Origin of the sequence: Limnohabitans sp. DM1 (assembly GCF_001269385.1) — a bacterium.
Classification (GTDB): Bacteria; Pseudomonadota; Gammaproteobacteria; order Burkholderiales; family Burkholderiaceae_C; genus Limnohabitans_A.
Window position 1 is genome coordinate 15,322 of sequence record NZ_CXOO01000034.1, and the last position, 25,073, is coordinate 40,394.

The 25,073-nt window shown below is 61.2% G+C and carries 18 protein-coding genes, 5 tRNA genes and 1 pseudogene; 20 read left to right on the forward strand and 4 right to left on the reverse strand.

From position 1 onward, the window contains the following. Nucleotides 1-44 precede the first annotated feature (44 nt). Complete coding sequence (locus AMM33_RS13725; RefSeq protein WP_090141877.1) at nt 45-305, forward strand: helix-turn-helix transcriptional regulator; 261 nt, start codon at nt 45-47, stop codon at nt 303-305. After that, nucleotides 280-1,581: a type II toxin-antitoxin system HipA family toxin gene (locus tag AMM33_RS13730; RefSeq protein WP_228768133.1), complete on the forward strand. Its 1,302-nt coding sequence runs from the start codon at nt 280-282 to the stop codon at nt 1,579-1,581. The genes AMM33_RS13725 and AMM33_RS13730 overlap by 26 nt, the downstream gene beginning before the upstream one ends. A 20-nt stretch (nt 1,582-1,601) precedes the next feature. On the opposite strand, the pseudogene AMM33_RS22485 reads toward AMM33_RS13730, so the two are convergent. Then, nucleotides 1,602-1,751: pseudogene (locus AMM33_RS22485) on the reverse strand (squalene synthase HpnD); the annotation flags it as partial. Nucleotides 1,752-1,881: 130 nt separating this feature from the next. On the opposite strand from AMM33_RS22485, the gene AMM33_RS13735 reads away from it, so the two are divergent. After that, nucleotides 1,882-4,353, forward strand: coding sequence for an adenosylcobalamin-dependent ribonucleoside-diphosphate reductase (locus AMM33_RS13735; RefSeq protein WP_090141879.1), 2,472 nt, complete (start codon nt 1,882-1,884; stop codon nt 4,351-4,353). Nucleotides 4,354-4,421: 68 nt separating this feature from the next. Here AMM33_RS13735 and hpnD read toward each other — a convergent pair whose 3' ends face one another. Both hpnD and AMM33_RS13745 read right to left on the reverse strand, forming a co-directional pair. Beyond that, nucleotides 4,422-5,261, reverse strand: a complete 840-nt coding sequence (hpnD, locus tag AMM33_RS13740) for a presqualene diphosphate synthase HpnD (RefSeq protein ID WP_090141880.1) — start codon at nt 5,259-5,261, stop codon at nt 4,422-4,424. 14 nt (nt 5,262-5,275) lie between these two features. Beyond that, nucleotides 5,276-6,304 carry a phytoene/squalene synthase family protein gene (locus AMM33_RS13745; protein WP_090141881.1) on the reverse strand — a complete coding sequence of 343 codons (1,029 nt, stop codon included), beginning with the start codon at nt 6,302-6,304 and terminating at the stop codon, nt 5,276-5,278. Between the two features lie 85 nt (nt 6,305-6,389). On the opposite strand from AMM33_RS13745, the gene AMM33_RS13750 reads away from it, so the two are divergent. The 11 genes from AMM33_RS13750 to AMM33_RS13800 all read left to right on the forward strand — a co-directional run bounded on the left by AMM33_RS13750 (nt 6,390) and on the right by AMM33_RS13800 (nt 17,621). Further along, nucleotides 6,390-7,544 carry an efflux RND transporter periplasmic adaptor subunit gene (locus tag AMM33_RS13750; RefSeq protein ID WP_090141882.1) on the forward strand — a complete coding sequence of 385 codons (1,155 nt, stop codon included), beginning with the start codon at nt 6,390-6,392 and terminating at the stop codon, nt 7,542-7,544. A 6-nt stretch (nt 7,545-7,550) separates the two neighbouring features. After that, a complete protein-coding gene (locus AMM33_RS13755; RefSeq protein WP_090141883.1) occupies nt 7,551-10,724 on the forward strand; it encodes an efflux RND transporter permease subunit in 3,174 nt (1,057 codons plus the stop codon). A 151-nt stretch (nt 10,725-10,875) separates the two neighbouring features. Further along, nucleotides 10,876-10,962: transfer RNA gene (locus AMM33_RS13760), tRNA-Leu, on the forward strand. A 64-nt stretch (nt 10,963-11,026) separates the two neighbouring features. After that, nucleotides 11,027-12,340 carry a trigger factor gene (tig, locus tag AMM33_RS13765; RefSeq protein ID WP_090141884.1) on the forward strand — a complete coding sequence of 438 codons (1,314 nt, stop codon included), beginning with the start codon at nt 11,027-11,029 and terminating at the stop codon, nt 12,338-12,340. 121 nt (nt 12,341-12,461) lie between these two features. After that, a complete protein-coding gene (gene clpP, locus AMM33_RS13770; protein ID WP_090141953.1) occupies nt 12,462-13,070 on the forward strand; it encodes an ATP-dependent Clp endopeptidase proteolytic subunit ClpP in 609 nt (202 codons plus the stop codon). A gap of 107 nt (nt 13,071-13,177) precedes the next feature. Further along, complete coding sequence (clpX, locus tag AMM33_RS13775; protein WP_090141885.1) at nt 13,178-14,443, forward strand: ATP-dependent Clp protease ATP-binding subunit ClpX; 1,266 nt, start codon at nt 13,178-13,180, stop codon at nt 14,441-14,443. A gap of 102 nt (nt 14,444-14,545) precedes the next feature. After that, nucleotides 14,546-16,966, forward strand: coding sequence for an endopeptidase La (lon, locus tag AMM33_RS13780; RefSeq protein WP_090141886.1), 2,421 nt, complete (start codon nt 14,546-14,548; stop codon nt 16,964-16,966). Nucleotides 16,967-17,063: 97 nt separating this feature from the next. After that, a tRNA-Gly gene (locus AMM33_RS13785) sits at nt 17,064-17,139 on the forward strand. 93 nt (nt 17,140-17,232) lie between these two features. Beyond that, nucleotides 17,233-17,306 (forward strand) — tRNA-Cys (locus AMM33_RS13790). A gap of 84 nt (nt 17,307-17,390) precedes the next feature. After that, nucleotides 17,391-17,466: transfer RNA gene (locus tag AMM33_RS13795), tRNA-Gly, on the forward strand. An 81-nt stretch (nt 17,467-17,547) separates the two neighbouring features. Further along, nucleotides 17,548-17,621: transfer RNA gene (locus AMM33_RS13800), tRNA-Cys, on the forward strand. Nucleotides 17,622-17,841: 220 nt separating this feature from the next. Here AMM33_RS13800 and AMM33_RS13805 read toward each other — a convergent pair. Then, nucleotides 17,842-18,783, reverse strand: coding sequence for a LysR family transcriptional regulator (locus AMM33_RS13805; protein ID WP_090141887.1), 942 nt, complete (start codon nt 18,781-18,783; stop codon nt 17,842-17,844). Between the two features lie 96 nt (nt 18,784-18,879). On the opposite strand from AMM33_RS13805, the gene AMM33_RS13810 reads away from it, so the two are divergent. Genes AMM33_RS13810 through AMM33_RS13835 form a run of 6 tightly spaced genes read left to right on the forward strand, consistent with a single transcriptional unit; the run spans nt 18,880 to nt 25,065 of the window. Then, a complete protein-coding gene (locus tag AMM33_RS13810) occupies nt 18,880-20,097 on the forward strand; it encodes a CaiB/BaiF CoA transferase family protein (protein WP_090141888.1) in 1,218 nt (405 codons plus the stop codon). Between the two features lie 10 nt (nt 20,098-20,107). Continuing rightward, nucleotides 20,108-20,602 (forward strand): MaoC family dehydratase, encoded by a 495-nt coding sequence (locus AMM33_RS13815; RefSeq protein WP_090141889.1) that lies wholly within the window; start codon nt 20,108-20,110, stop codon nt 20,600-20,602. A gap of 49 nt (nt 20,603-20,651) precedes the next feature. Continuing rightward, nucleotides 20,652-21,620, forward strand: a complete 969-nt coding sequence (locus AMM33_RS13820) for a Bug family tripartite tricarboxylate transporter substrate binding protein (RefSeq protein WP_090141890.1) — start codon at nt 20,652-20,654, stop codon at nt 21,618-21,620. Nucleotides 21,621-21,653: 33 nt separating this feature from the next. Continuing rightward, entirely contained in the window at nt 21,654-22,661 is a 1,008-nt protein-coding gene (locus AMM33_RS13825) for a Bug family tripartite tricarboxylate transporter substrate binding protein (RefSeq protein WP_090141891.1), read from the forward strand. Further along, a complete protein-coding gene (locus tag AMM33_RS13830; protein ID WP_090141892.1) occupies nt 22,658-23,911 on the forward strand; it encodes a CaiB/BaiF CoA transferase family protein in 1,254 nt (417 codons plus the stop codon). Before AMM33_RS13825 ends, AMM33_RS13830 begins: the two co-directional genes overlap by 4 nt. Next, nucleotides 23,908-25,065 carry an acyl-CoA dehydrogenase family protein gene (locus AMM33_RS13835; protein ID WP_090141893.1) on the forward strand — a complete coding sequence of 386 codons (1,158 nt, stop codon included), beginning with the start codon at nt 23,908-23,910 and terminating at the stop codon, nt 25,063-25,065. Before AMM33_RS13830 ends, AMM33_RS13835 begins: the two co-directional genes overlap by 4 nt. Nucleotides 25,066-25,073 lie beyond the last annotated feature (8 nt).

The following is a 25,073-nucleotide window of genomic DNA, read 5'->3' on the forward strand; positions in this document are numbered from 1 at the left end:
TGCGTTTTTATGCAAAATTTCCTGAACGGGAAATTCAATAAGCCATGACCAGCATTCACACACCCCAGCAATTGGGTGAAGCCATCCGCACTGCCCGCAAGCAGTTGGCGCTCACGCAGCCTCAGTTGGCCCTGGCGGCCGGGGTGGGCGTGCGCTTTGTGGTGGAACTGGAGGCAGGCAAGCCCTCGGTGCGACTGGCACAGGTGCTTCGCGTCATCGACGCATTGGGTGGCGAAATTGCCTTGAATGGTTTACCGGGTGTCATGGCTGGAGCGCAACGTGAAGGATCTGACGATGGCGCATGAACTGGAGGTCTGGCTGTTTGCCGATCATGTGGGCACCCTGTTCTTGCGGGATGGTCGTCTGAATTTCCGCTACGACCCGGCTTGGCTTGGCAAGTCGAATGCGGTGGCGCTTTCCGTTTCGCTGCCGCTGCGGGCGGAGCCCTTTGATGACCACCAAAGCCGCCCCTTCTTTGCGGGTCTGCTGCCCGAGGGGCAGCTGCGCCGCGTGATTGCGCGGCAATTGCAGATTTCGGGTCAAAACGATTACGCCTTGTTGGACCATATCGGTGGTGAATGTGCCGGGGCCGTGACCTTTCTGGTGCCAGGGCAGACCCCGCCTGTGCCCAGCAGCGCTGACGATGTGCAATGGCTGAGTGACGGGGAGGTCGTGGCCATCCTGGACGAGTTGCCGCGTCGCCCCATGCTGGCGGGGCAGGATGGGTTGCGGCTTTCCCTGGCCGGTGCGCAGGACAAACTACCGGTCGTTTTTGATGGGGAGCGTATAGGTTTGCCGCGCAACGGCACGCCCAGCTCTCACATCTTGAAGCCGCCGATTCATGCCGTGGAGGACAGCGTGATCAACGAGGGTTTTTGCATGGCGCTGGCCGAAGCCATGCATCTGAGACCCGCCAAGTCAACAATGCATGCGGTCTTGGACCGTCCCTTCTTGTTGGTGGAGCGCTATGACCGAACCCTGGACGCGCAAGGGCATCTGTTGCGTGTGCACCAAGAGGACTTTTGCCAGTCGCTGGGCGTGGTGCCTGAAATGAAATACCAAAACGAAGGTGGTCCGGACTTGGCTCAGTGTTTCGATCTCGTTCGCCGTGTCACGCGCCCCAGTGCGCCCCACGTTTTGCGTTTGTTCGATGCTGTGATCTTCAATGCCTTGATCGGCAACCACGATGCCCATGCCAAGAATTTCTCGCTGTTGTATGCGGGTCAGACGCCTGTTTTGGCACCGTTTTATGACCTGCTCTCAACGGCTGTGTATCCGACGCTGACGCCCAAGATGGCCATGAAGATCGGCAGCCAATACAAGTTCAGCGAAGTTCAGGCACGGCATTGGGAGCAGTTTGCGCAAAGTGCAGGGCTGGCCAAGGCAGCGGCCAGAAAACGCATCTTGGAATTGGCCAAAGCACTGCCCGGTGCCGCCCGCTCACGCCAGCAAGCCACCCACACCCCATTTGCCGGAAATGCCGTGGTGGAGCGCATTGTGATGTTGATCGAACAGCGCTGCGCTTTGACGGTTCAACGGCTCAGCGCCCCGGTGACCGATGAGGATGTTTCACCCGATTGAAGTGACGGATGCGCAGCGCCTCAAAACCGCCCCAGCGCCTGCATCTTCCAAGCCAGCCAGAGCTTGCGCAGCGGCGTAAGCGCAATGCGCTGCTGCAGCAACTTATAGCCCGAAGCTTCGATCTCGCGCAGCAGACTGCGGTAGATACTGGCAAATATGAGGCCGGTCTTTGCGCGCGGCAGTCAACTGGCGTATGCGCAAACCACAGATGCAGATTTTTTTGACAAATGGCAAACCATGGCCCGCAGGGTGTCGGTAGCCTCAAGGACAAACTGCTGTGATCACTTGATGGAAAACCGAATGAACCGAGCTGCTGAAGACCCCCAGTTGTCCGGCGCCTTGCCGCAGCTGCCGCCACAGCCCATCAGCAGGGATGTGCTGAAGGAAAAATACCTCAAGGACGATGAAAGCAGCATTGAGGAATTGTTTGACCGTGTGGCCCGCGCATTGGCCAGTGTGGAAAAGCCCGAGCTGCGGGCCGAATACGAGCAGAAGTTCCGGCGCAATCTGGAGGCGGGTGCCATCGGCGCAGGCCGCATCATGAGCGCTGCAGGCACCGGCATTGCCGCGACCTTGATCAACTGCTTTGTGCAGCCCGTGGGCGACTGCATTCAGGGGCGTGACGAGGGCGGCTATCCCGGCATTTACGAGGCGCTGCGCGAGGCGGCCGAGACCATGCGCCGGGGCGGGGGCGTGGGTTATGACTTTTCCCGAATTCGACCCAAGGGGGCAAGGGTCAAGGCCACGGCTTCCACGGCGTCGGGGCCTTGCAGTTACATCAATGTGTTTGACCAGTCGTGTGCCACCGTGGAAAGCGCAGGTGCCCGGCGCGGCGCGCAAATGGGCGTGCTGCGCATCGACCACCCGGACGTCATGGCGTTCATCACCGCCAAGCGCACGCCAGGGCGGTGGAACAACTTCAACGTGTCGGTGGGCGTGAGTGACGCCTTCATCGAAGCAGTGCAAGGCGACCGCAGCTGGGACTTGGTGCACGCCGCCCACCCTGGGCACGATCAGATCCAGCAGGGCGCCCATCCACGCGATGACGGCCAATGGGTGTACCAAAGTCTGCGTGCGCGTGACTTGTGGGACACCATCATGCGTTCGGCCTACGACTTTGCAGAGCCTGGCATTTTGTTTCTGGACCTGATCAACCGCGACAACAATCTGCGCGCCATCGAATCGATCAGCGCGACCAATCCTTGCGGCGAACAGCCCCTGCCGCCTTACGGCTGCTGTGACCTTGGCCCGGTGATCCTGCCGCGTTTTGTGCGCCATCCTTTTGGGCATGGGGGCGAGGCTGCGTTTGACTTTGAGGCCTTTGCCCAAAGCGTGGCCTTGCAGGTGCGCGCACTGGACAACGTGTTGGACCTGACGCATTGGCCTTTGCCCGAGCAAGAGCAGGAAGCCCAGGCCAAGCGCCGCATTGGCGTGGGTTTCACGGGGCTGGGCGATGCACTGGTCATGCTGGGCCTGCGCTACAACGCCCCCGAAGGGCGTGACATGGCGCAACAAATTGCCCGCTGCATGCGCAATGCCGCTTACACCGCATCGGTCGATCTGGCACGCGAGAAGGGCGCCTTTGCCTTGTTTGATGCCGATGTTTACCTGGTCGAGGGCACTTTTGCCAGCCGCTTGCCTGAGGCGATCCGGGCAGATATACGGGCGCACGGCATCCGCAACAGCCATTTGCTGTCGATCGCGCCCACGGGCACGGTGAGCCTGGCCTTTGCCGACAACGCGTCCAATGGCATCGAGCCCGCGTTTTCGTGGACCTACACCCGCAAAAAGCGCGAGGCCGACGGGACGCGCACCGAGTACGAAGTGCAGGACCACGCCTGGCGCCTGTACCGGGCGCTGGGTGGCGACATGGCGCATTTGCCTGCCGCATTCGTGGGTGCCATGGACATGAGCGCCAACGAGCACATTGCCATGATGGAGGCGGTGCAGCCGTTCGTGGACACCGCCATCTCCAAAACGGTGAATGTGCCCGCCGATTACCCCTATGAAGATTTCAAGGGCCTGTATCTGCAGGCCTGGCGTGCGGGGCTCAAGGGATTGGCCACTTACCGGCCCAATGCTATTTTGGGTTCGGTGCTTGCGCTGACGCCCGACAAGGCTCCGCCGCCTGCAGCAGCCACGCCTGCCGCTGCAGTGGACCCAATGCGCACCGTGATCGAAAGCCGTCCCAAAGGTGCGCTGGATGCAGTGGCCGAAAAAATCGAGTACTGGACCCACGAAGGTCACAAGACCTTGTACCTGATCGTTTCCTTTTTGCCCGTGCCGCGTGCCGATGGTCAAGGCAGTGTGGACCGGGCCATCGAGTTTTTCATGCCCGTGGGCCAAAGTGGTGAGTCGCAGCAGTGGATCACGGCCAGCATGCGCTTGTTGTCACTGGCGGCGCGCGGCGGCTTTCTGGAGCGAGCGCTGAGTGACATGTGCAAGGTGGCCTGGGACCGTGGCCCCGTGCGCCATGGACACAAAGTCCGGGAAGACGGCACCCGCATCCCGTTGTGGCACGACTCCGAAGTGGCCGCCATTGCTTTTGCGGTGCAGAACATTCTGGCTTTGCGTGCACGGCGCAACGAGTCGCCCGAACAGTTGGCTTTGCCCCTGGCTGTGCAAGATGTGCCGCTCGCCACGCCTGTGGAGCCCAAGGGGCTAAGGGTCATGGCAGGAAAAAAATGTCCCGATTGCGGGGCGCACGCTGTGATTCGCAAGGATGGCTGCGACTTTTGTACACAGTGCGGATACGTCGGCGCTTGCGGTTGAAGGTTTGAGGCCCTCGTGCGCTGCATGAGGGCCAAACTCGCTCTTTCACAGGGGCGTGCCCCACGTCCTCAAAACCGCCCCAGCGCCTGCATCTTCCACGCCAGCCACAGTTTGCGCAGCGGCGTGAGCGCGATGCGCTGGTGCAGCACCTGAAAGCCCGAGGCTTCGATTTCGCGCAGCAAGGTGCGGTAGATGCTGGCCATCATCAGGCCGGGTTTTTGGGCGCGGCGGTCGGCCACAGGCAGCAGGGCCAGGGCTTCGTCGTACAGGGCGTGGGCGCGGTCGGTCTGGAACTTCATCAGCGCGGTGAAGCGGTCTGAATAGTCGCGTTGCATCAGGTCTTGGGCTTTGACGCCAAAGCGTTGCTGCTCGTCCAGCGGCAGGTAGATGCGCCCGCGCATGGCGTCTTCGCCCACGTCGCGGATGATGTTGGTCATCTGAAAAGCCAGGCCCAGCTTGTGGGCGTAGGCGGTGGTGGCCTCGTCGGTCTGGCCAAAGATGCGGGCGGCGACTTCGCCCACCACACCGGCCACCAGGTGGCAGTAGGTCGTGAGGCCCGCAAAGTCCAGATAACGGGTTTGGTTCAGGTCCATCTGGCAGCCTTCGATCACGGCCATCAGGTGGCGGCTTTCAATGCCGAAGGCAGGGGCCAGGGGCATGAGGGCGTGCATGACCGGGTGGCTGGGCTGGCCTGCATAGGCTTGTTGCACTTCTTTTTGCCACCAGGCGAGTTTGGTGGCAGCCACGCTGGGGTCTTTGATTTCATCGACCACGTCGTCCACTTCGCGGCAAAACGCATAAAAGGCGGTGATGGCCGCACGCCGCTCGGGGGGCAAAAACAGGAAGGCGTAATAGAAGCTGCTGCCCGAGGCGGCGGCTTTTTGCTGGACGTAGTCTTGCGGGCTCATGGGCTGGGATTGTCTCACTGCGAAAGGCTCTGAAATTCTCGGTCCAGGGCATGGGGCGAGGCCAGCCGCCAAATCAGCCGCCAGAGCAAGGCGCGCATTTCGTGGCGCGGCATTTTCACGCGCTGGGTCAGGGCTTGCGGGCCGGCCTGGCGCAGCAGGGCCACAGTGCGGGCGCCGATCAGGGCGGGCAAAGCGCAGGCCAGGCGCAGGCGGCGGCTGCTCAGGCATTGGCTGTAATGCAGGCCTTCGCTCAGTTGGGTGTGGGTTTGCTGCAGGTACTCGCCCCACAAGGGGACCAATAGTTGCAGTGTAGCGGCATCACCCGTGCGAGCGGCTTGCCTGAGCTGCTCGGGGCTCAGGCCCAGTGGGGCCAGGCGCGCCTCAGGCAAGTAGCAGCGGCCCGCAGCCAGGTCGGCCCCGGCGTCGCGCAGGATGTTGAGCCTTTGCAGGCCCATGCCATAGGCTCGGCCTGCCAGACGCATGGCGTCTGCGCTTTGGGTGGCAAAGCCGGGCAGGTGACGCTCGCACAGCTCGGTCCAGAACTCGCCCACGCAACCGGCCACGAGCCAGGTGTAGTCGTCCAGTTCAAATTCGGTCGCCAAGGCTGCAGGCCCTTGGCCAAAGCGCTGAACATCCAGCACCTGCCCGCGTGTGATGTGGCCCAGCACCCAGCGCACACTGGCCTGGTCGTCGGGGGCCAGGTCGTGCAGCAGGGGCAGGCAGTCGGGCAGGGCCTGCATCAGCGCCCGCTCATGCGGGTCGGTTTGGTGGCGGGCAAACTCGCTGAGCAGGCTCTGGATTGCTTGCAGGGACCCTGCGGGTGATTGAATCGCTTGGGCCAGGCCAGACAGCAATGCCAGGCGTTCGGCGGCAGGCTGGGCCGTGGTGTCGGCCACGGTGTCGGTGGCCCGGGCCAGCAGATAGCCCACCGCAATGGGGCCTTGCAGGGCGGGTGGCAGCAGGCGGATCGTCAGGTAAAACGAGCGCGAAACGCCGCGTAAAAGAGGCAGTTGCTTGCGGGTCAAAAGAGTGGAGGCGGGCATGTGTAGGCATATTGTCGCTTGACAGAATGCAGGGCTTTGCTTAAATTACTAACCAGTCAGTCATTAATTTCAGGGTGGTTTTTCCATGTTTCATTTCTCTTTGCCTCAAGGGCCAGGGCGTTGGGCGCTTCGCTTGAGTGTGGTTTCGGCGTTCACGGCGGTGGCTTTGTTGTCGGCCTGTTCGCGACAGGAGGCGGTTCAGGAGCCGGTTCGCTCAGTCAAGCTGCTCACGGTGGGTAGCTCGGTGCTCAATGCCCAGGGTGAATACGCCGCCGAAGTGCGTGCCCGGGTCGAGTCGCGTCTGGGTTTTCGGGTGGGGGGCAAACTGGTGCAGCGCCAGGCCGAGGCCGGTCAGCGTGTGGGCGCAGGTCAGGTGCTGGCCCAAATAGATGCGCAGGATTACCAATTGGGGGCGCAGGCGGCCTTGGCCGGTGTGACAGCCGCCCAGACCCAGCGCGATTTGGCGGCCGCCGAGTTCAAGCGTTTCGAAGCATTGAAGGCTCAAAACTTCATCAGCGGCGTGGAGTTAGAGCGCCGCGAAGCCAGTCTGAAAGCGGCCGAAGCCACGTTGGCGCAGGTCAAGGCGCAGGCCCAGGCCCAAAGCAATCAGGCGGGCTATGCAAAGTTGCAAGCCACGGCTGCGGGGGTGATCACCGCTGTGGATGCTGAAATCGGCCAAGTGGTGTCGGCCGGGCAGCCGGTGGTGCGTCTGGCGCATGACGGCCCGCGCGATGCGGTGTTTGCAGTGTCGGATCAGGCCATTTTGGCGATCAAGCCCGGACAAACCATGCAGGCGGTCTGGCCGGGGACGGGCCAGATCTTTAAAGGCCGGGTGCGCGAAGTGGGGGCTGGGGCCGATCCGGTGACCCGCACTTACACGGTCAAGCTGGCGCTGGAGGCGGCGGATCGCCTGCCTTTGGGCGCCACACTGACGGTGCTGGCGGCCGATGAGGCACCGCGCACAGCACAAGTCATCAAGCTGCCCACCAGCGCGCTTCGCCAGGAAGGTGCAGGCAGTGCGGTTTGGGTGTTGGACGAAGCGACCATGACGGTGCGTTTGCAGCCCGTGCAAGTGAGCACGGTCGATGGCAATGAGGTGGTGATCGCGTCTGGCCTGAGCGTGGGCCAAAAGGTGGTGAGTGCCGGGGTGCATGTCTTGTCGCCGGGGCAGAAGGTCTCGGTGTACAGCGCACCGGCACCCGCCCCCGTCACAGCGGCTTCTGCTGCAACCCAGCGGTGATGCCCCATGAGTGACACCGACAACAACAAGTTCAACCTCTCGCGCTGGGCGCTGGAGCACCCGGCCCTGACGCGCTACCTGATGGTGGCGCTCATGGTGTTGGGCATGGCGTCTTACTTTCAGCTGGGGCAGGACGAGGACCCACCGTTCACCTTCCGTGCCATGGTGGTGCGCACCTACTGGCCTGGGGCCACGGCCCAGCAGGTGGCCGAGCAGGTGACCGACAAGCTCGAACGCACGCTGCAGGAAGTGCCCTATGCGGACAAGATACGCAGCTACTCCAAGCCGGGCGAGTCGCAGATCATTCTGGAACTCAAGGACTATTCCAAGCCCGGTGAGGTGCCGCAGGTCTGGTACACCGTGCGCAAAAAGATCGGCGACATGCGCGCCAACTTGCCGCAGGGCGTTGTGGGGCCGTTTTTCAACGATGAGTTTGGTGATGTGTATGGCGTGATCTACGCCCTGAGCGGCGATGGCTTCAGCGCCGCCGAGGTCAAGACGCACGCCGACCGCGTGCGTCAGACGCTGCTGCGCGTGCCCGATGTGGCCAAGGTCGAGCTTTTTGGCGTGCAGGACGAAAAAATCTTCATCGACGTCTCGCAAAAGAAAATCGCCCAGATGGGCTTGGACATGGGCGCCGTGCTGGCGCAGCTGGGCCAGCAAAACGCGGTCGAGTCGGCGGGCACGATGCAGTCGCCCAACGACGTGGTGCAGGTGCGCGTGGGCGGGCAGTTCCAGAATCTGGACGACCTGCGGGCCATGCCCATACGTGGCGGCTCGGGCGCGCAGGTGCGGCTGGGCGACATCGCAACGGTCAGCCGTGGGTATGTGGACCCGCCGTCCGTCAAGGTGCGCCATGACGGCGAAGAAGTCATTGCCCTGGGTGTGAGCATGGCCAAGGGCGGCGACATCATTGCGCTGGGTAAGGCGCTCAATGCCACGGTCAAGCAAATCGAAGCCAGTTTGCCCGTGGGCTTGGCGCTCAAGCAGGTGCAAGACCAGCCAGCGGCCGTGTCCAAATCGGTCAATGAATTCATCAAAGTGCTGATCGAGGCGGTGGTGATCGTGTTGGCGGTGAGCTTTTTGGCGCTGGGTTTGCACAAGCGGCCCGGAAACAACCCCCTGTGGAAACGCTGGACGCTGGACATTCGCCCCGGTCTGGTGGTGGGCATCACCATTCCGCTGGTGCTGGCCGTCACCTTTTTGGCCATGAATTACTTTGGCATCGGTCTGCACAAGATCTCGCTGGGCTCGCTCATCATTGCGCTGGGCCTGCTGGTCGACGACGCCATCATTGCGGTCGAGATGATGGTGCGCAAGATGGAAGAGGGCTACGACAAGTTTCGCGCCGCCACCTTTGCCTATGAGCTGACGGCCATGCCCATGCTCACGGGCACGCTGATCACGGCGGCGGGCTTTTTACCCATCGGCATCGCCAAGTCGGTCACGGGTGAATACACCTTCGCCATCTTTGCGGTCACGGTGATTGCGCTGATCGTGAGCTGGGTGGCCTCGGTCTACTTTGTGCCCTACCTGGGTGCCTGGCTGCTCAAGCCACCAGTGCATGCGGTCGTGGGCGAGGGCGCTGTGCACAGCCACGACAGCGCCGAGATGTTTGATACGCCGTTTTACCGTCAGTTCCGACGCTGGGTGACCTGGTGCGTGACCCACCGCTGGAAGACCATCGGCATCACCATCGCCTTGTTTGTGCTGGGCATCGTGGGCATGGGCAAGGTGCAGCAGCAGTTCTTCCCCGATTCCAGCCGCCCTGAAATTCTGGTGGACCTGTGGCTACCCGAAGGCGCACCCTACAGTGCCAGCGAAGAGGTGGCCAAGCGGGTCGAAAAACGCCTGGCGCAAGAAGAAGGTGTGAGCTCGGTCACCACCTGGGTGGGCTCGGGCGTGCCGCGTTTTTACCTGCCGCTCGATCAGGTGTTCCCGCAGAGCAATGTGTCGCAGCTGATCGTGTTGCCGCGTGACCTGAAGGTGCGTGAGAGCTTGCGTGTGAAGTTGCCCGCCTTGCTGGCGCAGGAGTTCCCCGAGGTCCGTGGCCGCGTCAAACTGTTGCCCAATGGCCCGCCCGTGCCTTACCCGGTGCAGTTTCGCGTGGTGGGCACCGAGCCGGTGGCCCTGCGCCAGAAGGCCGAAGAGGTCAAGGCCGTCATGCGCAGCAACGCCAGCGCCCGAGGGGTGAACGACAACTGGAACGAGTCGGTCAAGACCGTGCGCCTGGAAGTGGACCAGGCCAAGGCCCGCGCCTTGGGCGTGACCAGCCAGTCCATTGCGCAGTCCTCACGCACGCTCTTGTCGGGGGCGCCTGTGGGCCAGTTCCGCGAAGGCGACAAACTGATCGACATCGTGCTGCGTCAGCCTGTGAGCGAGCGCGATGCGCTGTCCGATCTGGGTCAGGCCTATGTGCCCACGACGTCGGGCAAGTCGATTCCGCTCTTGCAGATCGCGCGTCCCGTCTTCGCCTGGGAACCGGGCGTGATGTGGCGCGAAGGCCGCCAGTACGCCATCACGGTGCAGTCCGACATCGCAGAAGGGGTGCAGGGCGCCACGGTCACGGCGCAGCTGCAGCCTGATTTGCAGAAGCTGCAAGCCCAGTGGGCCAGCCAGGGCCAGACCGATTACCGCATTGAAGTCGCTGGCGCGGTGGAGCAAAGCTCCAAAGGCTCGGCCTCGATTGCGGCGGGCGTGCCCATCATGCTGTTCATCACCTTCACGCTGCTGATGCTGCAGTTGCAAAGCTTCAGCCGCTCGGTGCTGGTGTTCCTGACTGGCCCCTTGGGCATGGCGGGGGTGGCGGCGGCTTTGCTGGCGCTCAACCGGCCTTTTGGCTTTGTGGCTTTGCTCGGGGTGATCGCGCTCATGGGCATGATCCAGCGCAACTCGGTGATCCTGATCGACCAGATCGAGCAGGACCGTGCAGCAGGTATTGAAGCCTGGCGGGCGATTGTCGAGTCGGCCGTGCGCCGCTTGCGCCCCATCGTGCTGACCGCAGCAGCCGCCGTGCTGGCCATGATCCCGCTCTCGCGCAGCGTGTTTTGGGGGCCGATGGCCGTGGCCATCATGGGCGGCCTGATCGTGGCCACCGCCCTGACATTGCTGGCGCTGCCGGCCATGTATGCGGCCTGGTTCCGTGTGCCACGCCCGACCGATGCCGCTTCAAGCACCTGAAAAACGCTGATGGAGAGGGGAAAACCAGCACCGCCCGGACCCGAAAACGGGGTCCGGAGCGGCTAAAATAGAAAGTTGACCGATTTCAAGTGGGCGGTCAGGCCTGTGGATGGCACCCATCCCGGCCTGTTCGCCCTTTTTGTTTGGACCCGCGCGGGTGGCGAAATTGGTAGACGCACCAGGTTTAGGTCCTGACGGTGGCAACACTGTGCGGGTTCGAGTCCCGCCCCGCGCACCAGCTGACTTTTGGCCAAAGGGGCAACCTGGCGGCATGAGAGAAATTCATTTAACCGAGAACGACGATGACAGTGACTGTTGAAACCCTTGAAAAACTGGAACGCAAGATCACCCTGACTGTGCCTGTGACGGCCATCCAGTCCGAGGTCGATGCACGCCTGAAGAAAATGGCCCGCACGGTCAAGATGGACGGTTTCCGTCCCGGCAAAGTGCCCATGAACGTCGTGGCCCAGCGCTATGGCTACTCGGTGCAGTACGAAGTGCTGAACGACAAAGTGGGCGAGGCCTTTGCCGTGGCCGCCAATGAAGCGCAAGTGCGCGTGGCCGGTCAGCCCCGTATTTCGGAAAAAGAAGGCGCGCCTGAAGGCCAGCTGACTTTCGAAGCCATTTTCGAGGTCTATCCCGAAGTCAAACTGGGCAATCTGGCCGACACCGAAGTCGAGAAACTGACCGCTGAAGTGTCTGATGCCGCCATCGACAAGACCATCGACATCCTGCGCAAGCAGCGCCGCACCTTCGCCCAGCGCGCCCAAGACGCCGCTGCACAAGACGGCGACCGCGCCACCATCGACTTCGAAGGCAAGATCGACGGTGAAGTGTTCTCCGGCGGCAAAGCCGAAGATTTCCAGTTCATCCTGGGCGACGGCCAGATGCTCAAAGAGTTTGAAGACGCCGTGCGCGACATGAAAACCGGCGAAAGCAAGACTTTCCCCCTGGCTTTCCCCGCTGACTACCACGGTCAGGATGTGGCGGGCAAAACCGCTGACTTCCTGGTCACCGTCAAGAAACTTGAAGCGGCCAACCTGCCCGAAGTCAACGAAGCCCTGGCCAAGTCTTTGGGCATCGCCGACGCGACTGTCGAAGGCCTGCGCGCCGACATCCGCAAAAACCTCGAACGTGAAGTCAAATTCCGCTTGCTGGCCCGCAACAAGCAAGCTGCCATGGACGCCTTGGTGGCCAAGGCCGAGCTGGACCTGCCCCAGGCCATCGTGCAAAACGAAATCGAACGCCTGAAAGAGGGCGCTCGTGCAGACCTGAAGCAACGCGGCATCAAGGACGCCGACAAGGCCCCGATCCCTGACGACATCTTCCGTCCCCAAGCCGAACAGCGCGTGCGCTTAGGGCTTGTGGTGGCCGAAGTTGTGCGTGGCAACACCCTGCACGCCAAGGCCGAGCAGATCCAAGCCCACATTCAAGAGTTGGCATCCAGCTACGAGCGTCCCGATGACGTGGTGCGTTGGTACAACAGCGACAACCAGCGCATGGCCGAAGTCGAAGCCGTGGTCATCGAGAGCAATGTGTCTGATTTCGTGCTGGGCCAGGCCAAGGTCACCGAAAAAGCCATTACGTTTGAAGAGCTGATGGGTCAGCAGGCCTGATGGGGCCTTTGAACCCTTGAAGAATGGGGCTTGTGCCGCGCTTGCAGTTCGGCAGACAAGCCCCATCTCTTTGGTGGGTTGGAAACTCGGGTTAAAGTCATTTGAAATTTTTGGAGAAATGATGAGCGCACTGGACATCACAAGTTTGGGCATGGTCCCCATGGTCATCGAGCAATCGGGCCGAGGCGAACGTGCCTACGACATTTACTCGCGTCTGCTCAAGGAGCGCGTGATCTTTTTGGTGGGTGAGGTCAATGACCACATGGCCAATTTGATCGTGGCCCAGTTGCTCTTCCTGGAGAGTGAAAACCCTGAAAAGGACATTTCGCTGTACATCAACTCGCCCGGTGGCTCGGTGAGCGCGGGCATGGCGATTTACGACACCATGAACTTCGTCAAGCCCGACGTGTCCACGCTGTGCAACGGCATGGCTGCCAGCATGGGCGCTTTCTTGCTGTCTTCGGGTGCCAAGGGCAAGCGTTTTTCGCTGCCCAACTCCAAGATCATGATTCACCAGCCACTGGGCGGTGCGCGTGGTCAAGCCACTGAAATCGAGATTGCTGCGCGCGAAATCGTCAAAACACGTGCGCACTTGAACCGCATCCTGGCCGAAAACACGGGCCAGCCGCTGAGCAAAATCGAGATGGACACCGAGCGCGATTACTACCTGTCGGCGGACGAGGCCAAAGACTACGGTTTGATCGATCAGGTGATCGCCAAGCGGACTTGATGCAAGCCGTTTGACTCAGGCTCTTTTGGACGGCGTTTACCTGTGCAGGTGAGCGCCGTTTTTCTTTCGTTATCATTGACGATCCCCGGATTCCAAGGCGACTTTTTATGGCCGACAAAAAAGGCTCTACTTCTGAAAAAAACCTGTATTGCTCCTTTTGCGGCAAAAGCCAGCACGAGGTCAAAAAGCTGATTGCAGGCCCGTCGGTCTTCATTTGCGATGAATGCATTGATTTATGCAATGACATCGTGCGCGATGAATTGGCCACAACCTTGGTGGGTGAAGGCGCCAAGGATGGTTTGCCGACTCCTCTGGACATCAAGACCAACCTCGACAACTACGTGATCGGCCAAGAAAAGGCCAAACGCAGCCTGGCCGTGGCGGTCTACAACCACTACAAACGCCTCAAACACAAGGACGGCGCCAAAAAGGATGACGTCGAGCTGGCCAAGAGCAATATTTTGCTGATCGGTCCTACAGGCTCGGGCAAAACCCTGCTGGCCCAGACCATGGCGCGCATGCTGGATGTGCCTTTTGTGATGGCCGACGCCACCACCCTGACCGAAGCCGGTTATGTGGGAGAAGACGTCGAAAACATCGTGGCCAAGCTGCTGCAGACCTGCAATTACGACGTCGAACGTGCCCAGCGCGGCATCGTCTACATCGACGAGATCGACAAGATCACCCGCAAGTCCGACAACCCCTCGATCACCCGTGACGTGTCGGGTGAGGGCGTTCAGCAGGCCTTGCTCAAGTTGGTGGAAGGCACCATGGCCAGCGTGCCTCCGCAAGGCGGACGCAAGCATCCCAACCAGGACTTCTTGCAGATCGACACGACCAACATTTTGTTCATCTGCGGTGGCGCTTTTGCCGGCCTTGAAAAAGTCATTGAAAACCGCACCGAAGCGGGCGGTATCGGCTTTGGCGCCACGGTCAAGAGTAAAAAACAACGCTCGCTGACTGAAGTTTTCAATGAAGTTGAGCCGGAAGACTTGATCAAGTTTGGCCTGATTCCCGAGTTGGTGGGCCGCTTGCCGGTGGTGGCCACCTTGGCCGAGCTGACCGAAGATGCGCTGGTTCAAATCCTGACCGAGCCGAAAAACGCAGTGGTCAAGCAGTTCACCAAGCTACTTTCCATGGAAGGGGTGGATCTGGAAGTGCGACCCAGCGCGCTGACGGCGATTGCCCGCAAGGCATTGGCCCGCAAGACCGGTGCCCGTGGTCTTCGCTCCATCATGGAACAAGCGCTGATTGACACCATGTTTGATTTGCCCAATGCGGCCAATGTTGAAAAAGTCGTGGTGGACGAGTCCACCATCGACGACAACAAGGCGCCGCTGCTTGTTTACCGCGAGTCGGCCAAACAGGCCTGATCCCCATGAGTGCAGCACCGCGCGCTATAACCCTGCAGCTTGCTGGGTTGAATTCGGCGGTGCAGCATCCATGTGCAGCTGAATTGACCTGAGGTACACACCATGTCTGGACACACACCTTTACCGACCACCCCGATTGAACTGCCCATGTTGCCATTGCGCGACGTGGTGGTGTTCCCTCACATGGTGATTCCCTTGTTTGTGGGACGCCCCAAGAGCATCAAAGCGCTGGAATCAGCCATGGTGGCCGAGCGCCGCATCATGCTGGTGGCCCAGAAAACGGCCGCCAAAGACGAGCCTGATGCCTCTGACATGTTTGATGTGGGTTGCGTTTCGACCATTTTGCAAATGCTCAAATTGCCAGACGGCACCGTGAAGGTGCTGGTCGAAGGCCAGCAGCGTGCCCTGGTTCAGCGCATTGTGGACGGTGAAGCGCACTTTGTGGCCACGGTGTCGCCGGTGGATCCCGGCTTGGAGCAGTCTGAGCCTGGCAGCGAAATTGAAGCCTTGCGCCGCGCCGTGATGCAGCAGTTTGACCAGTACGTCAAACTCAACAAAAAAATTCCGCCCGAAATCCTGACCTCGATTTCCAGCATCGACGATGCTGGACGACTGGCCGACACCATCGCGGCCCACCTGCCGCTCAAACTTGAGAACAAGCAACAGGTACTGGACCTGGCCAACATCAAGGCAAGGCTTGAAAACCTGTTTGCCCAGCTGGAGCACGAAGTTGACATCCTCAATGTGGACAAGCGCATCCGTGGCCGCGTCAAGCGCCAGATGGAGAAAAATCAGCGTGACTTTTATCTGAACGAACAGGTCAAAGCCATCCAGAAAGAGTTAGGGGATGGTGAAGACGGCGCCGACATCGAGGACATCGAAAAGAAGATCAAGACAGCCAAGATGTCTCCCGAGGCCCGCAAAAAGGCCGAAGGCGAACTTAAAAAGCTCAAGCTCATGTCGCCCATGTCGGCGGAAGCCTCGGTGGTGCGCAATTACCTAGACGTGTTGACTGGTTTGCCCTGGAGCAAAAAAACCAAACTCAAGCACGATCTGGGCAATGCCGAAGATGTGCTGAACCAAGATCACTATGGCCTGGACAAGGTCAAAGACCGCATCCTGGAATACCTTGCCGTGCAGCAACGCGTGGACAAGGTCAAGGCGCCCATTCTGTGTCTGGTCGGGCCACCCGGCGTGGGCAAGACATCCTTGGGGCAATCCATCGCCAAGGCCACTGGCCGCAAGTATGTGCGCATGGCATTGGGCGGCATGCGTGACGAAGCAGAAATCCGTGGGCACCGCCGTACTTACATTGGTGCTTTGCCGGGCAAGGTGCTGCAAAACCTGAACAAGGTCGGCACCAAGAATCCGCTGTTCCTGCTCGACGAGATCGACAAACTGGGCACCGATTTCAGGGGCGATCCTTCGAGCGCCTTGCTGGAGGTGCTCGATCCTGAGCAAAACCACACTTTTGGCGATCACTACGTTGAAGTTGATTTTGACCTGAGCGATGTGATGTTCGTGGCGACTTCGAACTCCATGAACATTCCTTCGGCCCTGTTGGATCGCATGGAAGTTATCCGCCTGTCGGGGTACACCGAAGACGAGAAAACCAGCATCGCCATGAAGTATTTGCTGCCCAAGCAAATGACCAACAATGGCGTCAAAGCGACCGAGTTGAACGTGACGGAAGAAGCGGTGCGCGATGTGGTGCGTTACTACACGCGTGAAGCTGGCGTCCGCTCTCTGGAACGTGAGCTGGGCAAAATTTGCCGCAAAGTGGTCAAGGCCTTGCTGCTCAAGCAAATGAAGCCGCAAGTGGAAGTGACCACTGATAACTTGAACGACTTTCTGGGCGTGCGCAAATACACCTATGGCCGTGCTGAGCAAAAGAACCAAGTTGGTCAAGTGGTTGGCTTGGCTTGGACAGAGGTGGGTGGTGATTTGCTGACCATTGAGGCGGCCTTGATGCCCGGCAAGGGTGTGATCACCCGCACCGGTTCGCTGGGTGACGTGATGAAAGAGTCTGTGGAAGCTGCTCGCACTGTTGTGCGCAGCCGCTCACGCCTATTGGGCATCAAAGACGAGGTCTTTGAAAAGAAAGACCTGCACATCCATGTGCCCGATGGCGCCACGCCCAAAGACGGCCCCAGCGCCGGGGCTGCCATGACCACGGCCATGGTGTCGGCCATGACGGGTATTCCAGTGCGTGCCGACGTGGCCATGACCGGTGAAATTACCCTGCGCGGTGAAGTCACGGCCATTGGAGGACTCAAGGAAAAGTTGCTGGCAGCCTTGCGCGGCGGCATCAAGACCGTGATGATTCCCGAGGACAACGTCAAAGACCTGCAGGACATTCCTGAGAACGTGAAAAACGGCTTGGAAATTGTGCCTGTAAAGTGGATTGATCAGGTGCTGGAAGTCGCCCTGGAAGCCAAACCTTTGCCCTTGAGTGAAGAAGAGGTGGCTGCAGTGGTGACAACGGTGCCCGCTGTAGCGCAACCCGAGACCATCAAACATTGATGGAAATTTTCAGGGTCGACTTCGTTTGACCCGAAAATCTCGCTATAATTTGCAGCATTGCAGACAACGAATCATATAATGCTAAGTTATCTGAAATGCGGGAATAGCTCAGTTGGTAGAGCGCAACCTTGCCAAGGTTGAGGTCGCGAGTTCGAGCCTCGTTTCCCGCTCCAAATATTGAAAGAAGTGCCAACATCTTTCAGCAAAAAGGGAAGCCCAAGCTTCCCTTTTTTGTGCGATTTTCGAGGTTCCTTTTGAAGGAATAGGGCGCGGTAGCAAAGCGGTTATGCACCGGATTGCAAATCCGTGTAGGTCGGTTCGACTCCGGCCCGCGCCTCCAATCTCGAGAATTTGCATGTTTGATTTTGATGTCAGCTGCAACGGATATTGTTCGGTTCCGTTGTATAATCTAAAGCTAGACAATGCGGGAATAGCTCAGTTGGTAGAGCGCAACCTTGCCAAGGTTGAGGTCGCGAGTTCGAGCCTCGTTTCCCGCTCCAAACAATGAAAGAAGTGCCAACATCTTTCAGCAAAAAGGGAAGCCTAAGCTTCCCTTTTTTGTAAGAATTTTTTCAGAACATGGCTCGGTAGCAAAGCGGTTATGCACCGGATTGCAAATCCGTGTAGGTCGGTTCGACTCCGGCCCGAGCCTCCATGATTCAATGTTGAAATCTACAAACCAGCTCGCATCAAGCGGGCTTTTTTGTGTCTGTCAATTCCCGCTGTGGACACAGCCTGCCGAAGATCGTGCTTGTCATCCAGCCGCAGGTCGGTAGCTTTGGCTCCGAAGTTGCTGGCTTCGGCACGGGCACTTGTCGGATCTAAAGCTACCGACCTACAAACCTTTTGCTCATTGAATACTTCACAGGGCAAGATTAATGATGTGCTGGATGGTTGAAAGTGTCGTCTGCCTCTTGTGCAATCGGCTTGTTGTCCAGACTCATCAGTGTCTCCCTGAATCTACGCGCCGCAGGCGTTTCGGTGTCTGGACGCCACAGCAGGGCAATGCCAATCTCGTTCGATCCGCCCGGCCCGTGCACTTGGCGGAACACGACGCCTGGCATGGCGTGGCGGGTGGCCACAGAGGGCACCAGGGCCACGCCCAAGCCGCTCTCGACTAGGCTGACCACGGTCTGCACCTGCACGGCTTCTTGCTGCACTTGGGGCACAAAGCCCGCTTGCTGGCAAGCGAGCAAGGCCATCGCGTGCAGGCCCGGCACCGCTTGGGCGCTGTACATGACAAACGCTTCGCTGGCGAGGTCCGACAGCTTGAGTTTGGGCTTGCTCAGCAGTGGGTGGCCTTCGGGAAGTGCGGCCACAAACACATCCCGCTCGATGGGCGTCATGCGGGCCTGGGTGGCTTGCACCATCGGAAAGCGCAGCAGCCCCGCGTCCAGATCGCCCTGCTCCACCTGCTCGATCAGCCGTTGCGTGGTGGATTCGCTCAGCACCAGCTCGACGTCGGGGTAGCGTGCGCGAAACAGCGGCATCAGCCGGGGCATGAGCGAATAGGTGGCTGAGCCGATGAAGCCGATGCGCAGCGTGCCCGCTTCGCCCCGGGCTGTGGCGGCGGCCGTGCGGCCGAACTGCTCGGTGTGAAACAGCGCGCGGCGGGCATCGGCCAGCGCCGCCTCGCCCGCAGGCGTGAGGTGGGTGCCGCGCCGCGTGCGCTCGAACAAGCGCACGCCCAGGTCTTCTTCGAGTTTGCGGATCGAGGCCGACAGCGGCGGCTGCGAGATGTGCAGCCGCTCGGCCGCACGGTGGTAGTTCAGGGTTTCGGCAAGGGCCACAAAGTGGCGCAGCTGGCGGGTGTCCATTGATATCCAATAGCTATCACAGAGGTGAAAACAAATATTAGACGAAAACACCTGCGGCAGAAATAATCAGCCGCAATACACCCCACCGTCTCAGGTATGCAGCCACTTCAAGGAATCCGGGTCCTGGACCTGTCGAGCGTGATCTTTGGCCCCCTGGCAAGCCAGGTGCTGGCCGACTACGGCGCTGAAGTCATCAAGGTCGAGCCGCCCGAGGGCGATTCGACGCGCCACACGGGCCCGGGCCTAGAGCCAGGCATGGCCGCCATGTTCATGGGCGCCAACCGCAGCAAAAAGAGCCTGGTGCTCGACCTCAAGCAGGCCGCAGCCCAGCAGGCGCTGCAGACCTTGGTCGATTCGGCCGACGTGTTCATGCACAGCATGCGGCCCCAAAAACTCGCGACGCTGAGCATCGATCCGGACACACTGCGCCAACGCCACCCCCGGCTGGTGTATGCCAGCCTGCTGGGCTTTTTGCCGGGGCCTTATTCGGGACGGCCCGCGTACGACGATGTGATCCAGGGCATGTCCGGCCTGGCCGATCTGATGGAGCGCCAGACGGGCGAGGCGCGTTACCTGCCCACCATCGCCGCCGACAAGACCTGCGGCCATGTGGCGGCGCACGCCATCTTGGCAGCCCTGATGCAGCGCGAGCGCACGGGTGAGGGTGCGTTGGTCGAGATCCCGATGTTCGAGGCCATGGTGGGCTTCAATCTGGTGGAGCACTTTTACGGTCAGCACTTTGTGCCGCCGCTGTCGGGTGCGGGTTACCCGCGTGTGCTGGTGCCCTGGCGCAGGCCTTACAGAACGACCAACGGCTACGTGGCGATGATGCCGTACACCACCACCCATTGGCAGCGTTTCTTTGCCGAAGTGGGCCGCCCCGACCTGGCGGCGGACCCGCGCTTTGCCGACATCGCGCAGCGAACGCGGCACATTGCCGAACTGCTCGAACTCGCATCCGGTTTTGTGCAGCAGCACTCCACCGCCCACTGGATCGCTACTTGCGAGCGGCTCGAAATCCCGGCAGCGCCCGTGGGGCGGCTGGACGATTTGCCGCAAGACCCGCATTTGTTGGCCACCGGGTTTTTCGAGTCGGTGCAAGACCCCGCCATGGGCGAGGTGCGCTTTCCGGGGGTGCCCGTGCGCTTCAATGGCCAGCGCCCGCCCGTGGCGCTGCCCCCGCGACTGGGTGAACACACACGCAGCTTGCTGTTGGCTACGGGTCTGTCGACCAATCAGATAGCTGCAATGCTTGGCAGTGGCGCAGCCGTGACGTCTTCTTTTTCCAATGATTCCGATGTTTCCCGTTCATGAATACACCGTTATGAGCACACCGTTTTCGACCGCGGCGGTTGACCGCACTTTGCCCCAGCTGGGGCGTGGCTTTGTCTGGCAAGACCTCACGGTCGGCCAGCGCATGCGCACTTTTCGGCGCACCATCACCGAGACCGATCTGGTCAACTTCATTTCCGTCACGGGCATGCTCGAAGCCATCTTCATCGAAGAAGGCTACGAGGGCGGCGCGATGGCCGGGCGTCCTGTGCCGGGCGCACTGACCTACACCTTGATCGAAGGCTTCATCTTGCAGACCATGATCCAGGGCACTGGCCTGGCCATGCTGGAGCTGCACCAGAAAATTCTGGCCCCCGTGGTGGTGGGGGACACCATCGAGGCCGTGATCGAGGTGACCGAGATTCGCTCCACCTCACGCAGCGGCCGCGCCGTGGTCACGTCGCGCATCGACGTGTTCAACCAGCATGGCACGCTCGTCATGACCTACACCGCCACCCGCCTGCTGGCCGGGCGGTCTGCCACTTGAATCCACACGCTTGTACTTACACAAAAAATTCACTTTAGGAGACAACACCATGAATATTTTCCACAGAACTTTTTTGGGCCTGGTCGCTGTGGCTTGTTTGCCTTTGGCCGCCTGGGCGCAGACTTATCCCAGCAAGCCCATCACACTGCTGGTGCCATTCCCGCCCGGCGGCCCCACCGATCTGGTGGCGCGTGTGCTGGCCAAGAAAATGTCGGAGCAGATGGGCCAGTCCATCGTGATTGACAACAAGCCCGGTGCCAACGGCAACATTGCAGCGGTGGCCGCAGCCAAGGCTCCGGCGGACGGTTACACCGTGCTCTACAACACCTCGTCCATCACCCTGAGCCCGGCGCTCTACAAAAGCCTGACCTACGACGTGCAGCGAGACCTCGCGCCCGTGGCGATCACGGCCGTGGTGCCCCTGGCCTTGGTGGTCAACCCCGCCGTGCCTGCCAACAACGTGCGCGAGTTCATCGCTTACGCCAAAGCCAACCCCGGCAAGCTGTCTTATGGTTCGGCAGGCAATGGCAACGTGACGCATTTGGCGGCTTTTCAACTGGTGCGGCACCACGACATCGACGCCACGCATGTGCCCTACCGTGGCAGCGCTCCGGCCGACGTGGACCTGGTGGCAGGGCAAATCCAGTTCATGACCGACACCATCAACTCGGTCATGCCTTTCGTGAAAGAAAAGCGCCTGAAACTGCTGGCGGTCACCACCAGCCAGCGCATGTCGCTCTTCCCCGAGGTGCCCACCCTGGCCGAGACCGTGATGCCCGGCTTTGAGGCAGGCGCATGGCAGGGCATCATGGTGCCCGCCAACACACCCAAAGCGGTGGTGCAGCGGCTGAATGCCGAAATCAACAAAGCCCTGCAAAGCGCCGAGGTCAAGGAAAAACTGGCGCTGCAAGGCGCCGAACCTCTGGGCTCGACCCCGGAGGAATACGGCGCTTACGTGAAGAAAGAGCTTGCCCGCTGGGCTGCGGTCGTCAAGGCCACGGGTGTGACGCTCGAATAACACCCGACAAAGACAAACGACAGGAGACAAGCCATGACCCCACGCCGACAAGTCATTCAAATACTCACCACCACCGCCCTGCTGGCCGCAACCCTGGGCGCAACTTCGGTGCACGCACAGACCGCTGCCCCTGCACCACAAGCGGGGGCTTTCCCATCCAAGCCCGTGCGCTTTGTGGTGCCGTTCCCGCCGGGCAGCGGCACCGACACCTCGGCGCGTTACTTCGCCAAAAAGCTGACCGAGATGACGGGCCAAACCGTGGTGGTGGACAACAAGCCCGGTGCCAACGGTTTCATCGCCGTGCGTGCAGTGCAAAGCGCGCCTGCCGACGGCTACACCGTCTTTGTGGGCAGCAATTCCACGCTGGCGGTGAACGCGGCGCTCTTCAAGTCTTTGCCCTATGACCCGGTGGCCGACTTTGCGCCGCTGACCATGATGATGCGCGCGGCCGCTTTGTTGATCGTGCCCGGTCAGTCGGAGTACAAGACCGTCGCCGACTTGGTGGCAGCCGCCAAGGCCAAACCCGGCCAACTCAATTACGGGGCGGGATCGGCCGGTTACCAGCTGATGGCTGAGGCCTTCAACGATGCGACCCGCATTCAGGCAGTGCATGTGCCTTTCAAGGGGGCCAGCGAAGTGGTGTCGGCGGTGACGGCAGGCACGGTACAGTTTGCGTTTGCCGAGATGACGAGTGCCCAGGAAATGGTCAAGGCGGGCAAGCTGCGCGCTCTGGCCTTTGCGTCGGAGCAGCGCTCGCCCACACTGCCCGCCGTGCCAACGGCCACAGAAGCAGGTTTGCCGGGCTTCACGGCTTACACCTGGGTGGGGGCCATGGTGTCGGCCAAGACACCCAAGGCTGAAATCGACAAACTCGCGAGCTTGCTCACCGCCATCGAGCGTTTGCCCGAAACCCGTGAGTTTTATGAACGCTTGGGCGCTGAAGTCATGAATGGCGGCCCCGAAGAAATGCGCACCTTCCAGGCGGCCGAGATTAAACTTTGGAAGCGCATTGCCGCCAACGCCAAGGTGGAGCAGCAATGACGGCTGCCAGCGCAGACACCGGCCCACGCGGTGCGCTCTCGCACATCCGCGTGCTCGACCTCTCGCGTGTGTTGGCGGGGCCATGGGCGGCGCAGACTCTGGGCGACCTGGGCGCCGACATCATCAAGGTCGAGCGCCCTGAGACGGGTGACGACACCCGCACTTGGGGCCCGCCTTATCTGAAGGACGCACAGGGCGAGCCCACGCCCGACGCGGCCTACTACCTGTGCACCAACCGCAACAAGAAGTCGATTGCCGTCGACTTGAGCAGCGCCGAAGGCCAGCAGTTGGTGCGTGACTTGGCACTTCAATGCGATGTGCTGATCGAGAACTTCAAAGTGGGCAGCCTGCAGCAGTACGGCTTGGACTACGACACGCTGCACGACATCCACCCCCGGCTGGTGTACTGCTCGGTGACGGGCTTTGGCCAGACGGGGCCTTATGCCCAGCGCGCAGGCTATGACTTTTTGATCCAGGGCATGGGTGGGCTCATGAGCATCACGGGCCAGCCCGACGGCACGCCGGGCGCAGGCCCCATGAAGGTGGGCGTGGCGCTCACCGACATCTTGACGGGTCTGTACGCCAGCACCAGCATCTTGGCGGCCTTGCAGGCCCGCGAGGTGACGGGGCGCGGTCAGCACATCGACTTGGCATTGCTCGACGTGGGGGTGGCGTGTCTCGCCAACCAGTCGATGAACTACCTGCACAGCGGCGTGGCCCCCCAGCGCATGGGCAACGCCCACCCGAACACGGTGCCGTACCAGGACTTTCCGACGGCCGACGGCCACATGATTTTGGCCATGGGCAACGACGGGCAGTTCGCTCGCTTTTGCAAAACCGCTGGGCGACCCGAATGGGCAGGCGATGCGCGCTTTGTGACCAACGCCGCACGCGTGCAAAACCGCGTGGCCCTGATTGAGCTGATGCGTGCGCTCACCGTCACCCGCAGCACGCGTGAGTGGGTGGCCTTGCTCGAATCGGCAGGCGTGCCCTGTGGCCCCATCAACACTTTGGCCGATGTGTTTGAAGACCCTCAGGTCCAGGCGCGCGGCATGCAGATCCACATGGACCACGCCGCGCGCGACGACGTGGCCTTGGTGGCCAGCCCGATCCGCCTGTCGGACACGCCCGTGCAGTACCGCCTCGCGCCGCCGCTCTTGGGGAAGCACACCCGCGAGGTGCTGGGCGACTTGCTGGCCCTGGACGAAGAGACCCTGACAACTTTGTTTGAAAAAGGGGTGTTGGCATGAGCCAGCTCGATTCCTTGAACCCGTCGGCCATTCCTGCGCAAGACGAAGCCCTGCGCCAAGAGGTGCGGGCTTTTTTGGTGGAGGCCATGCGTGGCGTGCCCGCACATGTGCGCGCCCGCTCTTGGTCGGGTTATGACCCGGCGTTCAGCCGGGAGCTGGGCCGCAGGGGCTGGCTGGGCATCACTTTCCCCACCGCCTATGGCGGCGCTGGGCGCAGCGCGTTCTCACGCTATGTGCTGGTCGAGGAGTTCCTGAACTTTGGCGCGCCCGTGGGCTCGCACTGGATCGCCGATCGGCAAAGCGGCCCTTTGCTGCTCAAGTACGGCACCGAAGCGCAAAAGCAGCGCTACCTGCCCGCCATTTGCCGGGGTGAGGCGTTCTTTTGCATCGGCATGAGCGAGCCCGGTTCGGGCTCGGACCTGGCCAGTGTGCGCACCCGCGCCGTGCCCAATGAGGCGGGCTGGTTGCTGAACGGCCAGAAAATCTGGACCACCAACGCCCACAACTGCCATTTCATGATTGCGCTGGTGCGCACCAGTGGCGAAGCGACCGACCGCCACAAGGGCTTGTCGCAGGTGATCGTGGACTTGTCCTTGCCGGGCGTCACGGTGCGGCCCATAACGGACCAATCGGGCGACAGCCATTTTTGCGAAGTGTTTTTTGAGAATGTGCAGCTGGGGCCCGACTCCCTGGTGGGCGACGAAGGCGGCGGCTGGGAGCAGGTCACGGCCGAGCTGGCGTTCGAGCGCAGCGGCCCGGAGCGTCTGTATTCCAGCATCGCCTTGTTCGACGAGTGGCTGGCCTACGTGCGCACACCCCAAGGCCGCACGCCGCAGGCGCAGCGCCTGGCAGGCAAGATCCTGAGCCAGCTGGCGCCCTTGCGCGCCATGTCGGTGGCCATCACCGAAAAACTCACGCGGGGCGAAAGCCCGGTGGTCGAGGCGGCCCTGGTCAAAGACCTGGGCACAGGCGTGGAGCAGCTGATCCCGGCCGCGATTGCCGACGACCTGTTCTCGCGCCCCGACACCGATGTGCCCGCCGAGTTGCTCAACACGCTCAACTACATCACGCAGGTGGCGCCCAGCTACTCGCTGCGCGGCGGCACGCGTGACATCTTGCGCGGCATGATCGCCCGTGGCCTGGGCCTGCGCTGAAAAGGAAA

What these genes read in the sequence shown, in the direction of transcription:
- AMM33_RS13725 (WP_090141877.1), top strand. Translation starts at nt 45, where the DNA reads ATGACCAGCATTCACACACCCCAGCAATTGGGTGAAGCCATCCGCACT.
- AMM33_RS13735 (WP_090141879.1), top strand. Translation starts at nt 1,882, where the DNA reads ATGAACCGAGCTGCTGAAGACCCCCAGTTGTCCGGCGCCTTGCCGCAG.
- hpnD (WP_090141880.1), bottom strand. Translation starts at nt 5,261, where the DNA reads ATGAGCCCGCAAGACTACGTCCAGCAAAAAGCCGCCGCCTCGGGCAGC.
- AMM33_RS13745 (WP_090141881.1), bottom strand. Translation starts at nt 6,304, where the DNA reads ATGCCCGCCTCCACTCTTTTGACCCGCAAGCAACTGCCTCTTTTACGC.
- AMM33_RS13750 (WP_090141882.1), top strand. Translation starts at nt 6,390, where the DNA reads ATGTTTCATTTCTCTTTGCCTCAAGGGCCAGGGCGTTGGGCGCTTCGC.
- AMM33_RS13755 (WP_090141883.1), top strand. Translation starts at nt 7,551, where the DNA reads ATGAGTGACACCGACAACAACAAGTTCAACCTCTCGCGCTGGGCGCTG.
- tig (WP_090141884.1), top strand. Translation starts at nt 11,027, where the DNA reads ATGACAGTGACTGTTGAAACCCTTGAAAAACTGGAACGCAAGATCACC.
- clpP (WP_090141953.1), top strand. Translation starts at nt 12,462, where the DNA reads ATGAGCGCACTGGACATCACAAGTTTGGGCATGGTCCCCATGGTCATC.
- clpX (WP_090141885.1), top strand. Translation starts at nt 13,178, where the DNA reads ATGGCCGACAAAAAAGGCTCTACTTCTGAAAAAAACCTGTATTGCTCC.
- lon (WP_090141886.1), top strand. Translation starts at nt 14,546, where the DNA reads ATGTCTGGACACACACCTTTACCGACCACCCCGATTGAACTGCCCATG.
- AMM33_RS13805 (WP_090141887.1), bottom strand. Translation starts at nt 18,783, where the DNA reads ATGGACACCCGCCAGCTGCGCCACTTTGTGGCCCTTGCCGAAACCCTG.
- AMM33_RS13810 (WP_090141888.1), top strand. Translation starts at nt 18,880, where the DNA reads ATGCAGCCACTTCAAGGAATCCGGGTCCTGGACCTGTCGAGCGTGATC.
- AMM33_RS13815 (WP_090141889.1), top strand. Translation starts at nt 20,108, where the DNA reads ATGAGCACACCGTTTTCGACCGCGGCGGTTGACCGCACTTTGCCCCAG.
- AMM33_RS13820 (WP_090141890.1), top strand. Translation starts at nt 20,652, where the DNA reads ATGAATATTTTCCACAGAACTTTTTTGGGCCTGGTCGCTGTGGCTTGT.
- AMM33_RS13825 (WP_090141891.1), top strand. Translation starts at nt 21,654, where the DNA reads ATGACCCCACGCCGACAAGTCATTCAAATACTCACCACCACCGCCCTG.
- AMM33_RS13830 (WP_090141892.1), top strand. Translation starts at nt 22,658, where the DNA reads ATGACGGCTGCCAGCGCAGACACCGGCCCACGCGGTGCGCTCTCGCAC.
- AMM33_RS13835 (WP_090141893.1), top strand. Translation starts at nt 23,908, where the DNA reads ATGAGCCAGCTCGATTCCTTGAACCCGTCGGCCATTCCTGCGCAAGAC.